The organism is Novosphingobium guangzhouense, from assembly GCF_002896965.1.
GTDB lineage: Bacteria > Pseudomonadota > Alphaproteobacteria > Sphingomonadales > Sphingomonadaceae > Novosphingobium > Novosphingobium guangzhouense.
Genome location: NZ_LYMM01000029.1, coordinates 149,066 through 161,857, shown reverse-complemented (window position 1 = coordinate 161,857; position 12,792 = coordinate 149,066). Strand labels below are relative to the sequence as shown.

General features: G+C 65.4%; 8 protein-coding genes. 5 read left to right on the top strand and 3 right to left on the bottom strand.

Annotated features, from left to right (window positions below):
* Positions 1-19 precede the first annotated feature (19 nt).
* The 3 genes from A8V01_RS09990 to A8V01_RS09980 all read right to left on the bottom strand — a co-directional run bounded on the left by A8V01_RS09990 (position 20) and on the right by A8V01_RS09980 (position 5,966).
* Positions 20-802 carry a succinate dehydrogenase iron-sulfur subunit gene (locus A8V01_RS09990; RefSeq protein WP_103095693.1) on the bottom strand — a complete coding sequence of 261 codons (783 nt, stop codon included), beginning with the start codon at positions 800-802 and terminating at the stop codon, positions 20-22.
* Positions 803-1,360: 558 nt separating this feature from the next.
* Positions 1,361-3,013, bottom strand: coding sequence for an FAD-binding protein (locus A8V01_RS09985; protein ID WP_103095692.1), 1,653 nt, complete (start codon positions 3,011-3,013; stop codon positions 1,361-1,363).
* Between the two features lie 262 nt (positions 3,014-3,275).
* A complete protein-coding gene (locus A8V01_RS09980) occupies positions 3,276-5,966 on the bottom strand; it encodes an Rne/Rng family ribonuclease (protein WP_103095691.1) in 2,691 nt (896 codons plus the stop codon).
* Positions 5,967-6,599: 633 nt separating this feature from the next.
* Between A8V01_RS09980 and A8V01_RS09975 the strand changes: the two genes are divergently transcribed.
* The 5 genes from A8V01_RS09975 to A8V01_RS09955 all read left to right on the top strand — a co-directional run bounded on the left by A8V01_RS09975 (position 6,600) and on the right by A8V01_RS09955 (position 12,781).
* Positions 6,600-7,469: an N-acetylmuramoyl-L-alanine amidase family protein gene (locus A8V01_RS09975; protein WP_103095690.1), complete on the top strand. Its 870-nt coding sequence runs from the start codon at positions 6,600-6,602 to the stop codon at positions 7,467-7,469.
* Positions 7,470-7,533: 64 nt separating this feature from the next.
* Entirely contained in the window at positions 7,534-10,062 is a 2,529-nt protein-coding gene (locus tag A8V01_RS09970) for a penicillin-binding protein 1A (RefSeq protein WP_103095689.1), read from the top strand.
* A gap of 64 nt (positions 10,063-10,126) precedes the next feature.
* On the top strand, positions 10,127-11,209 hold the full coding sequence (locus A8V01_RS09965; RefSeq protein WP_103095813.1) for an alpha/beta hydrolase: 1,083 nt from the start codon (positions 10,127-10,129) through the stop codon (positions 11,207-11,209).
* Between the two features lie 31 nt (positions 11,210-11,240).
* A complete protein-coding gene (locus A8V01_RS09960; protein WP_103095688.1) occupies positions 11,241-11,714 on the top strand; it encodes a MarR family winged helix-turn-helix transcriptional regulator in 474 nt (157 codons plus the stop codon).
* A complete protein-coding gene (locus tag A8V01_RS09955; protein ID WP_103095687.1) occupies positions 11,714-12,781 on the top strand; it encodes a phosphotransferase family protein in 1,068 nt (355 codons plus the stop codon). Before A8V01_RS09960 ends, A8V01_RS09955 begins: the two co-directional genes overlap by 1 nt.
* Positions 12,782-12,792: the final 11 nt, after the last annotated feature.

Here is a 12,792-nt window from a genome sequence, read left to right as displayed (position 1 = left end):
CCGGTCGGAGCCCGAAGGCTCAGACCTGGCGCTCTGCCTGCATCTTCTTGATTTCGGCGATGGCGCGCGCGGGCGAGAGGCCCTTGGGGCACACGTTCGCGCAGTTCATGATGGTGTGGCAGCGGTAGAGGCGGAAGGGATCTTCCAGCTCGTCCAGACGCTCGCCGGTCATTTCGTCGCGGCTGTCTGCCAGCCAGCGGTAGGCCTGCAGCAGAATTGCGGGTCCGAGGAACTTGTCCGAATTCCACCAGTAGCTCGGGCACGAGGTCGAGCAGCAGGCGCACAGGATGCACTCGTACAGGCCGTCCAGCTTTTCGCGCTGTTCGGGGCTCTGCAGGCGTTCCTTGCCCGACGGGGTGGTGGACACCGTCTGCAGCCAGGGGCGGATCGATGCGTACTGCGCGTAGAAGTGCGTGAAATCGGGAACGAGGTCCTTGATCACGTCCATGTGCGGCAGCGGGGTGATGCGGATATCGCCCTTCAGATCCTCGATCGCGGTGGTGCAGGCGAGGCCGTTCTTGCCGTTCATGTTCATCGCGCACGAACCGCAGATACCTTCGCGGCACGAGCGGCGGAACGTCAGCGACGGGTCCATTTCGTTCTTGATCTTGATGATCGCGTCGAGAACCATCGGGCCGCAGTTGTCGAGGTCGATCTCGAACTGGTCGTAGCGAGGGTTCTCGCCCGAGTCCGGGTCGTAGCGGTAGACGGTGAACTTCTTGACCTTGGTGGCGCCCTCAGCCTTGTGGACATTGCCACGCTTGCTGATCTTGCTGTTCGCCGGGAGGGTGAAGGTCGCCATGAAAGAATCCCCGTGATCTTGCAGTGCGGCATGAACCGCTTGTGGACCCCTCTAGCGATTCGTCCGCATAGGGCAAGGGGTGACTATGGCGAGGTGAGCGGTGCATTGGGGGGAAATGCACGGATATCGGCGCTGCAGCGCGCTTTGGGCGCGCGCCGATTGCAAGAGCCGTTGCGAAAGTCGCGGCCGGGCAGGGTGGTGAAGGTTTACACGGTTTACACGGTCCAGAGAGAAAACCTGTCACCTTATGCCCTTGAACCGGACCCGTTCCACGCAAATCCGCCATTTGCGCGCCAACGGGTGTCACCTTGGGTGTCACCTTGAAGCGGGAATGTGTCACCTTGCGTGTCACCTTGAGGTGGGCATGTGTCACCTTGCGTGTCACCTTGAGGTGGGCATGTGTCACCTTGCAGATCCGAAGTGTCACCTTGGCGGTCGGACCTGTCACCTTGCGCCCGAATACCGCCTGCCGGAGAACGGGTCTTCGCGAGGGAGGAAAACGAAAAAGGTGCATGGGCCGGAAAATACCCCGCCCATGCCCGTGTAGGAAAGCCGGGTTCAGAAATTGGGCAGGTGGGTGCCCAGATGCTTGCCGGCGATGTAACCGAAGGTCATGCCGGGGCCGAGCGTCCCGCCCGCACCGCCATAGGCCTCGCCCAGCACGGCAGACATCACATTGCCTGCCGCATAGAGGCCGGGGATAGGGTTGCCGCTCCAGTCGAGCACTTGCGCATCGGCGTTGGTCTTCGGACCACCGGCTGTGCCGAGCGCGCCGGCCTCCATCTTCACCGCGAAGAACGGCCCCTGATCGATCACCCCCAGGGTACGGTATGGGGGATCGAAATCGGCATCGCCCCACATATAGAAGTTGTCGTAAGTGTTGTCGCCGCGGTTGAAATCGTCATCGTGGCCCTTGCGCACCATGTCGTTGAAACGCGCGACCGTGGAGGCCAGGCCCTGCGGGTCGATCCCGGTCTTTTGCGCCAGTTCCTCCAGCGTGTCGGCCTCGATCATGAACGAAGGGACGGGGCCGCCCGGCGGGGTGTTGAAGGTCTGGTACTTGCTGCGATAGCGCTGGTCGATGATCAGCCAGTACGGCAGGTTGGCGTAGGCGTGAGTGCCCGCGTCGAAAGCGTGCAGCGCCTTGCCCATGGCGTTGTAATTGGCCGCCTCGTTCACGAAGCGCTTGCCTGCGCGGTTGACGAGGATTGCGCCGGGGCGCGCGCGCTCGTCCGATCCCAGCAGGTAGTTGGGCTTGGCGTCGCGGTGCTGCGGTTTGAATTCGAGCACGCTCTGCTGCCAGAAAGCGTGCTGCATGTTCCCCAGCTGAGCGCCCGCCTCGATCGCCATCAGCAACCCGTCGCCTTCGTTTTCGGGCACGCTGACCGGGCCGGTGAGGGGGCCGCGCAGGAAAGTCTTCACCAGCGTTTCGTTCCATTCGAAGCCGCCCGTGGCTATGACCACGCCGCGCCGCGCGCGCACGCTGTAATCGCGGCCACTGGCGTCTTCGGCGACGACACCGATCACGCGCTCACCGTCCTTGATGAGCTTGCGGGCGCGCTTTTCGAATTCCACGGGAATGCCGCGTTCGATCACGGCAAGGAACAGCGATCCGGCCAGCGCCTGCCCCAGTCCGCGATAATCGCCTGATTCGCGGTGCGCCAGGGTGGCATCGTCAAGCGTGCCGTTGATCGCTTCCATCAGGCTGCCGCGCACCGGATAGGCCATCTTGGTCGGGTTTACGCGGGTTGCCCACTTGCCGAGCCGCTCGAAAGAGAAGGCGTCATTGTCGAGCGAGCGGCCGCCATCCGGCTTCGCGCCGGGCATGTAGGGCTGGTAGTCCGGGAAATCTGCGTAGGCGTGAAAGCGCACGGGGGTCTTGTCCGCCAGATAGCGGATCATTTCCGGCCCGGTTTCCATGAATGCCATCAGTGTGTCGGGATCGAGCGCACCGGGCGCCAGCGAATCGAGGTAGGCGACGACATCCTCGTCGTCTTCGGTGATGCCCGCTTCGATCTGGTGATGGTTGCCGGGAATCCACAGCATGCCGCCTGACATTGCGGTGGTGCCACCGACCATGCCGGTCTTTTCCAGGATCACCACGTCCTTTGCGCCGAAATCGTGGGCGGCGATTGCCGCCGTCATGGCCGCGCCGCCCGATCCGAGGACGACAACGTCCGCCTCAAGATCCCAGGTCACCTCTTGTGTCATCCAGTCCGTCTCCCAACAGGCCGATTGGCTGCGACAGGATCGGCGCAGGGTTTGTTGCTGCCGCCGTCACTGCCGCTTGTTTATGGCAGGCGCACTGTAGGTTTGGGCAGAGGAGAACAGCCACTCCGACATGTCATAGGGCAGGGTGGTTTCAGGAACGGGGGGCGGTGGCGAAGGTAATGTGGGCGCCAAACGCGAAGACGCCGCGCGTGACCCCTTGGGATCGCGCGCGGCGCCTGCGTTTTTTTAGCGCTTTGGGCGATTATTCGCCGAAAGTGCGCTGCCACCAGCCACGGCGCGGAGCCGGGGCGGCGTCTTCGGCCGGAGCGGCTTCAGCGACCGGTTCAGGAGCCGGAGCCGGAGCCGGAGCAGCTTCTGCCTCGACGTCCGCCTTCTTGCGACGGGTGCGCTTGGGCTTTGCGGGCGCTTCTTCCGCGGCCGGTTCGGGCGCCGGAGCGGCAGCAGCTTCCGCCTCGATGTCCGCCTTCTTGCGACGGGTGCGCTTGGGCTTTGCCGCAGCTTCCGGAGCGGGCGCTTCCTCAGCGACAGGCTCGGGAGCCGGAGCCGGAGCCGGAGCCGCTTCTGCCGCGACATCCGCCTTCTTGCGACGGGTGCGCTTGGGCTTTGCCGGTGCTTCCTCGGCGACCGTTTCCGGCTCGGCGGGGACGATCGGCTCGGCGCTGATGCCACCGTCGGCCACCGGGAGAGCGGCTTCTTCGGCTGCCAGTTCGAGGCCTTCGGCGCCGATCACGGCATCATCGCCCTCGGCACCTTCGACGCCGTTTTCACCTTCACCGCGACGACCGCGACGACGGCGACCACCGCGACGGCGGCGCTTCTTGGGCGCGTTCGTTTCGTCACCCTCGGCGGCTACGCCTTCGGTTGCGGCAGCGTCGCCATCCTCGGCGTCTTCGGCTTCTTCGCCTTCGTCAGCGGCTTCGACCTCGGCGGTCTCGACCGTGTCTTCGCGGCGATCGCGGTTGCGGCCACGGCGGCGCTTGCGGCGCTTGCTGCGGCGGCCTTCGCCGTCTTCGGACGCTTCGGCGCGCTCAGCGGCCTCTTCGGCTTCCAGCTCTTCGTCCTCGTACTCGTCCTCGACGAAGTCGTCCTCGACGTCTTCGGCGATGGGGTCGAAGCGGGGCACGAATTCGTTGCGCGGGCCGGACGACATGACGCGCATCTTGGCGCCTTCGTTCTCACCTTCGGGGATGACTTCGACGGTGACGCCGTAGCGTTCCTCGATGTCGGCAAGGTCGGTGCGCTTGGCGTTGAGCATGTACACGGCCGCCTCGGTGGAGGCGAACAGCGACACGACCACGCCCTTGCCCTTGGCCGCTTCGTCTTCGATCAGGCGCAGCGCCGAAAGGCCGGCGGAGCTGGCGGTGCGGACAAGGCCGGTGCCGTCGCAGTGCGGGCACGAACGCGTGGTCGCTTCCAGAACGCCGGTACGCAGGCGCTGGCGGCTCATTTCCATCAGGCCGAAGCTGGAGATGCGGCCAACCTGGATGCGGGCGCGGTCGTTCTTGAGCGCTTCCTTCATCGCCTTCTCGACCTTGCGGACGTTGGAGCCGTACTCCATGTCGATGAAGTCGATCACGACGAGGCCGGCCATGTCGCGCAGGCGCAGCTGGCGGGCGATTTCGGCAGCGGCTTCAAGGTTGGTGGCAACCGCCGTCTGCTCGATCCCGTGCTCCTTGGTGGCGCGGCCCGAGTTGATGTCGATCGACACCAGCGCTTCGGTCGGGTTGATGACGATGTAGCCGCCCGAACGCAGCTGCACGACGGGGTCGTACATCGCGGTCAGCTGGTCTTCGGCGCCGAAGCGCTGGAACAGCGGAACCGGATCGGCGTAAGGCTTAACCTTGCGACCGTGGCTGGGCATCAGGAGCTTCATGAAGTCCTTGGCCGCGCGGTAGCCTTCTTCACCCTCGACGATCACTTCTTCGATGTCGCGGTTGTAGATGTCGCGGATGGCGCGCTTGATGAGGTCGCTGTCCGAATGGATCAGCGCAGGCGCGGCCGAGCGCATCGTCTGTTCGCGCAGTTCGTCCCAGAGGCGGGCGAGGTAGTCGAAGTCGCGCTTGATCTCGGTCTTGGTGCGCTGGAGGCCGGCAGTGCGCACGATGCAGCCCATCGAACGCGGCAGGTCCATTTCGGCGATGATCGACTTCAGGCGCTTGCGGTCCGAAGCCGAGCTGATCTTGCGGCTGATGCCGCCGCCGTGGCTCGAATTCGGCATGAGCACGCAGTAGCGGCCCGCGAGGCTGAGGTAAGTGGTAAGAGCCGCACCCTTGTTGCCGCGCTCTTCCTTGACGACCTGGACCAGCAGCACCTGGCGGCGCTGGATGACGTCCTGGATCTTGTAGCGGCGGCGCAGCGCCATGCGCTTGGCGCGCAGGTCGTCGGCTTCCTTGGAGCGGCCCGAGGGCCTGCCCTGACGGCGACGGCCACGGCCGCGACGGCTATTGCCTTCCGACTCTTCGTCGCCGGCTTCGCCTTCCTCGTCGGTGTGGAACGGGTTCTCGACGGAACCGTCCTCGATCGTGGCGACATGGTCCTTCTCGGACGTATCGACTTCGGTCAGGCCGCCGTCATCGTTGAAATCGTCGCCGTCCTCGTCTTCATCGTCGCCTTCCGAAGCGCGCAGGGCGGCTTCTTCCTCGGCATGGGCGGCTTCTTCCGCCAGCAGGGCCTCGCGGTCCTCCTTGGGGATCTGGTAGTAGTCAGGGTGAATTTCGCTGAAGGCGAGGAAGCCGTGGCGGTTGCCGCCAAAGTCCACGAACGCGGCCTGGAGCGAAGGCTCCACGCGCGTTACCTTGGCGAGGTAGATGTTACCCTTGATCTGCTTGCGTTCGGTCGACTCGAAGTCGAACTCTTCAATGCGGTTTCCCTTGACGACCGCCACCCGCGTTTCTTCCGGGTGGCGCGCATCGATCAGCATGCGCGTTGCCATTTGATAGTCTCCATGCGCGTCGACGCCCGGCCGGATCAGCCAGGCGGATGCGCGTATTTTCACTGTAGGCGGATGCGCCCCTCGGCATCACGACGCGGCCATTTCCGGCGGCGTTCCATGCGGAGGGGGCGAGATTTGGCGCAATGGTGGAGCAATCCAGCGCTCCATGCGCGGCGAAAGTAATGGCTGCCCCAATAGAATATGTGGCAGCAGATGTGTCTGCGAGCGAAGACACGCGCGGCGCATAGGCACGCGCGGAAAGTTGCGACCACGCCGCCCGCGCCCTTTCGGGCGTCGAATGGCAAGGCGGCAACTGGCTTCTCATGGCTCGCTTCAACCTGTGAGGCTCTCCGGAAAAAGGATTATTTCCGGCTCCCTGGGCCGAGGCTTGCGTCTGGCTCTGCCGGTCCCGTCCGGCGCCATATGGGTATGGGATTGCCGGATTGCGAGGACCGACGCGCATTCCTCACCTCGGTTCTGCTGGCCTAGCATTCATGACGCAAGACGGCAAGTTGCTTGGACTGCTGGAATTTGGCGGTTCCCAAGCAGCTCCATTATCGCTGATCAGCCTGTGGGAAAGCGCGGTGGGGCAGGATTGCCCGCCGGGGAAAGGGCGCTTAGTCCTTGGTGGAAATGTCGCGCACCTTGCAGCTGATCCTTGTTTTCTTCGCTCCGCTGGCGGTGCTTGTCGCCGCATTCGTGCTGAGCGGCGCGTGGCCGACCCGCGCGGGGGCTTACGACTATGTCATCCGCTTCGACCTGCCCGGCGCGAACACGCCCATAGACCTGCCGCGCGTGGACGGCCCGCCCGATGCAAGCCGTCCGCTGGTGGTGATCGATGTGGGCCATGGCGGCTTCGATCCCGGTGCGGGGGCCGGGGCGCTGAAGGAAAAGGCCGTCGCTCTCCAGATCGCGCTGTTGCTGCGGGACAAGCTGCTGGCGGGCGGCGGGCTGCGGGTGGCCCTGACCCGCGACACCGACCGCTTCATCGCCCTTGGCGATCGGCCTGACATTGCCCGGCGGCTGAACGCGGACCTCTTCGTCTCGATCCACGCCGACAGTGCCGAAGCTGATTCGGCGCGCGGGGCAAGTGTCTATGTTCTTTCGGAAAAAGGATCGAGCCAAGCGGCCGAACGCTTTGCCGAGCGCGAGAACGGCGCCGATCGCGTCAACGGCATCAGGCTGTCGCGGACAAGCGCCGAAGTGGGGGCGATCCTGCTCGACCTTTCGCAGCGCCGGGCGCAATCGCGCTCGACCCAGGCGGCCACGCTGCTGCTGCGCGAACTTGGCGATGCAGGCGTGGGCATGCACCGCGACCGGCCGGAAACGGCGGCGCTGGCGGTTCTGAAGGCGCCGGACATTCCCTCGATCCTGTTCGAGACCGGCTATATCAACAACGTGGACGATGCGAAGACGCTGGGTTCCAGGCAGGGGCAGGCGGTGCTGGCAGAGGCAGGCGCCAAGGCGATCCGGGCCTATTTCGCGAGGAACGCGGGTGCCTGATCGCAAGCTCATGTCGCAAGCCGTCTGGCCTTGCGGCAAAACGCCGTGCTAGAGGGCGCACGCAATGACCGATGCGATTGATCCCGGCGAACAGCCGTCCGAAGACGCGACCTACCGCATTCGCCGCAAGGGTGCAGGCCGGTTCGCAGCGTTTGGAAAGGCCTGGCGCGAACGCAAGTGGCTGCGCCGTTTCGGCTATCTGTGCGTGGCCGGGTTCGCCGGCATTGCCGCTTTCTGGGTTTTCCTTGCCCACGATCTGCCCGATGCCAACAAGCTGCTGGAATATCAGCCGCCGCTGCCGACCATGGTGCGCGGGGCCGACGGCGAGATCGTCTATTCCTACGCCCGCGAGCGGCGCGTTCAGCTGCGTTTCGTCGATTTCCCCCGGCCGCTGGTCAACGCCTTCCTCTCGGCGGAGGATCGCACGTTCTGGACGCATGGCGGCGTCGATATCGGCGGCCTTGCCGGCGCGGTGGTGGACTATGTCACCAAGTACGGCTCGGGCCAGCGCGCCAAGGGCGGTTCCACGATCACGCAGCAGGTGGCCAAGAACATCCTGATCGGTGACGAATATTCCGTGACGCGCAAGCTCAAGGAAATGATCGTAGCCCGCCGCATCGAAGGCGTGCTGACCAAGCAGCAGATCCTTGAACTCTACCTCAACGAGATCCCGCTTGGCCGCCGCTCGTTCGGCGTGCAGGCCGCGTCGCGCGCCTATTTCGACAAGGACGTTGAAGACCTGACGCTCAGTCAGGCGGCTTTTCTTGCGATCCTGCCGCGCGCGCCGGAAGTCTACGGCCGCAAGAAGAACGAGGAACGCGCGATCGAACGTCGCAACTGGGTGCTCGACCAGATGGTGCGCAACGGCTGGGCCACGCCTCAGGCCGCCGCAGCCGCCAAGGCCGAACCGCTCGGCCTCGTCACCCAGCGCACCAGCAAGTATGAGCCGTCCAACGGTTACTTCCTTGAAGAAGTCCGCCGCCGCCTGATCGGAAGGTACGGCGAAAAGGCGGAAGACGGTCCGAACAGCGTCTATGCGGGCGGTCTGTGGGTGCGCACTTCGCTTGATCCGGCGATGCAGGTTGCGGTGCGCGATGCGCTGCGCAAGGGGCTGCTGCAGTACCACGGCAATCGCGGTTTCGTGCACCCGATCGCGCATCTCAACGACCTTGAGAACTGGCAGAGCCAGCTTGTCGTCGCCAACAAGACGATCGACTACAAGGACTGGCGCGTCGGCGTGATCCTTGACAAGTCGGGCACTACGGGGCGCATCGGCTTCTCGGACGGCAATGTCTTTACCCTGACGGGCGTTTCCGAAAAGGCGAAAGTCGGCGATCTTGTCGCGGCTCAGCCGGTCGGCACCAGCACCTGGGCGCTGCGCGGCATTCCCGAGGTATCGGGCGGCATGATCATCGAGCAGCCGGGGTCTGGCCGCGTCGTTGCCATGCAGGGCGGCTTCGATTCCGGCATCGACAGCTTCAACCGCGCGGTCCAGGCAGAACGCCAGCCGGGCTCCACCATCAAGCCTTTCGTCTACGCCACCGCGCTGCAGAACGGCATGACCCCCGCGACGCAGGTGCTCGACGGCACGTTCTGCGTGTTCCAGGGGGCGGGGCTTGGCAACAAGTGCTTCCGCAACTTCGGCGGCGCGGGCGGTTCGGGCAGCCACACCATGCGCTGGGGCCTTGAACAGTCGCGCAACCTGATGACCGTGCGCATCGCCAACGATGTCGGGATGGGCAAGGTGACGCGCACGTTCCACAACATGGGCATCGGCGATTATCAGAAGTACCTGTCGTTCGCGCTTGGCGCGGGCGAAACCACCGTGGCGCGCATGATCAACGCCTATGCGGCGCTGGCCAACAATGGCGTGCAGTTCTCCGGCTCGGTGATCGACTATGTGCAGGACCGCAACGGCAAGGTGATCTGGCGTGCCGACAAGGGCACCTGCAACGGCTGCAACATGGCCCAGTGGGACGGCAAGCCGATGCCGCGCATCCAGCGCGTGGGCAAGCAGGTGATCGATGCGCCGACGGCCTACCAGACCGTGCACATGCTCGAAGGCGTCGTCACGCGCGGCACTGCAGAGCGTCTGCGCGACCTCAAGCTGCCGATGTTCGGCAAGACCGGCACCACCAACGGCCCGACCGACGTGTGGTTCATGGGCGGCAACCAGGACTACGTGGGCGGCGTCTATATCGGATATGACACGCCGCGCTCGCTGGGTGGTTATGCGCAAGGCGGCCGTATCGCCGCGCCGATATTCAAGGACGTGGTGCTGGCGACGCCGGGGCGCTGGTCGCATCAGCCTTTCGTTGCGCCGCAGGGTATCCGCATGGTCCGCATCGACCGCGTCACCGGCAAGCGCGTCATGGGCGTGGAGCCTGGGGATGAGCCGAAAGCCGCAGTAATCTGGGAAGCGTTCAAGCCGGACACCGAACCGCGCCAGTACACGGCGGAGGATGAATTCACCCGTCGCCGCGATGCGCTGGTCGCCTCGATCCGCAACGCGCGCGATGCCCGCGATGCAAGCGCGGCGGCTGCGGCGGGTGACATGGGCAACTTTGCGGAGCAGCAGGGCGGGGTATACTGACCCCCGCCGGGGCCGGATCGCCATAACGCGGCCGGCCGAACAGGAGGGGAAGTCGATGAAGAGAATGGCAGGTATGCGCGGCCTGATGGGCTGCGGCGTCGCGATGCTGACGCTGGTGACGGGCTCGGTCGCCTCGGGGCAGGCGGCCCCGGCAGCGCAGGAGGCCCCGGCAGCGCAGGAGGCAAGCGCCGAACCCTACGTCCGCCCGGAGGTCGCGGCGTACCTCAAGGGGTATTACGCGAAGCCGAACCCGCCTTTCACGCGCGAACTTTTGATGCAGATCCACAAGCTGCCGCCCACCGCGCTCGCGGCGATGGCGCAGCAGGATCTTCCCATCGGCAATGTGACGACGAAGGACGTGACGATGCCCGGACCCGGCGGTCCCATGGCGCTGCGTCTGTTCGACCCCCGGCCCGATCGCGGGCCCGGCCCGGTCGTGGTGTTCTTCCACGGCGGCGGCTACGTGCTGGGCAGCATCGATACCCATGCCGGTCTGGCCGCGGAGATCGCGCGGCAACTGGACCTGCCGGTGGTTTCGGTCGAATACCGCCTTGCTCCCGAGAACCCCTGGCCCGCTGCGCCTGACGATGGCGAAGCGGCGGCGCGCTGGGTGGCGGCGAACGGCAAGGCGCTGGGGCGCACCTTCACCGGGCTGGTCCTCAGCGGCGACAGTGCAGGCGGCAATCTTGCGCTGATCACCGCGGCGGCCCTGCGTGACAAGCCGGCGGCGGTGCCGGTGATGATGCAGATCCCGATCTATCCTGCGACCGATTTCGGCAAGCTCTACCCCTCATCGAAACTGTTCGCGGAAGGCTACATGCTCGACGAAAAGAGCATGGCGAGCTTCACCGAACACTATGCGGCCGATCCGAAGAGCCCGCGCGCGTCGCCGATCCTGGGTGATCTGGCGGGCCTGCCGCCGACAGTGCTGGTGACGGCGGGCCTCGATCCCTTGCGCGATCAGGGCCGTGCCTATGCGGCGAAGCTGGTGGAGGCCGGGGTGCCGACTGCCTATTACGAAGGGCGCGGACTGATCCACGGCTTCGCGACCTTCCGCAAGGCGATCCCTTCCGCGCAGACCGATACGGCGGCGTTCCTCCACGTCGCTCGGGCGATGCTTGATGAGGGTGCGTCCGCGAAGAAATGACACGATCGTGTCAATATGACACCCCGCTCCCATGGAACCGGGAGCACCTGATTCGCGTCATCCGCTGGTGGAACTGGTCGATGAGACCCTCCGCCTGAACGGCCGCCTGCGCAGCGTCTTCGGCGAGGCGCGGGCGGGCCTGGCGCTCAACGACAGCGAGCATATGGTGCTCAGCGCGGTGGTCGAGGCGCAAGTGCCGCCCACCGTCGCGCAGATCGGCCGTTCGCTGGGGCATCCGCGCCAGCTGGTGCAGCGCGCGGCCAATGCCCTGCGCGATGCGGACCTGATCGAGACGTTCGACAACCCCGATCACAAGCGCGCCATGCTGCTGCGTCCGACTGCAAAGGGAGAGGCGCTCAAGCGCCGGATCGATGCCAGCGCCGATGCCATCGCCGCCCAGCTGGTGCCTTCGCTGGACCCCGCGCAAGTCGCGGCGGCGGCGGCCGGACTGCGGGCGATCCGGCGCCAGATAGAGGCGCATCTGCGCCCGGTAAGGAGAGGGTGATGGACGCCGATCTTGAACAGCTTGCGCCGGTAGGGCCGCTGACCGACTGGCTTGATGCCCATGTGCCGCAACTGGGGAGCGGGCCGCTGAAGACGGCGGTGCTTTCAGGGGGCACGTCCAACGTCGTACTGACGCTGGACCGTGGCGAAAGGCCCATGGTCATGCGCCGCCCGCCTGCCGTCCCGCCGCCCGGAGCGGAGAAGGGCGTGCTGCGCGAAGCGCGGATTCTGACGGCTCTGAACGGCACCGAGGTGCCCCATCCGGTGTGCCACGGCGCCTGTTCCGACGACAGCGTGGTGGGCGCGCCATTCTATGTCATGGACAAGGTGGAGGGCTGGGCGCCGAATTTGCGGGACGAGAAGATCCACAACGAAGCGCCCTTCGATCGCATGCCTTACGAATACGGCATCCCCTTTGCCATCGTCGATGGCCTCATCGCGCTGGCCAATGTCGATCATGAGGCGATCGGGCTGGCGGACTATGGCAAGCCGGGGCGGTTCCTGGAACGGCAGGTCGATCGCTGGGCGGGGCAACTGGCATCGTACAAGCAGCGCTACGGATACGAAGGCCGCGTGCTCGAAGGGTATGCCGAGACCGAGGAATGGCTGCGCCATGCGCGTATGCCGACCGAAGTGCGCGGGATCATTCACGGCGATGTCGGCACCCCCAACATGATGTTCCGCCATGGCCCGCCCGCGCGGCTGGCGGCGATGATCGACTGGGAGCTTTCCACCATCGGCGATCCGATGATCGATATTGGCTGGTTCACCGGCGGCATGCGGGACGAGGACGATCCCGACAAGGCGTTTCCCACCGCGCTCAACAACCCGGCCAACTTCCCGACCAAGCAGGAACTGGCGCGTTATTACTGCGCGGGCACGGGACGCGATATCCGCGACTTCGCGTGGTTTTCCGTGCTGTCGAAATTCAAGTCCGGGTGCCTGCTGGAATACAAGGTGGCACAGGCCGAGGCGGGAATTCTGCCGAAGGAGACGGGGCGCTTCTTCGCGCGGATCGTCGAGCAATGTTTCCGTGAGACCGCCGAGCAGGTGCAGCGCCTGCAGTAAGTTCCTCCCGA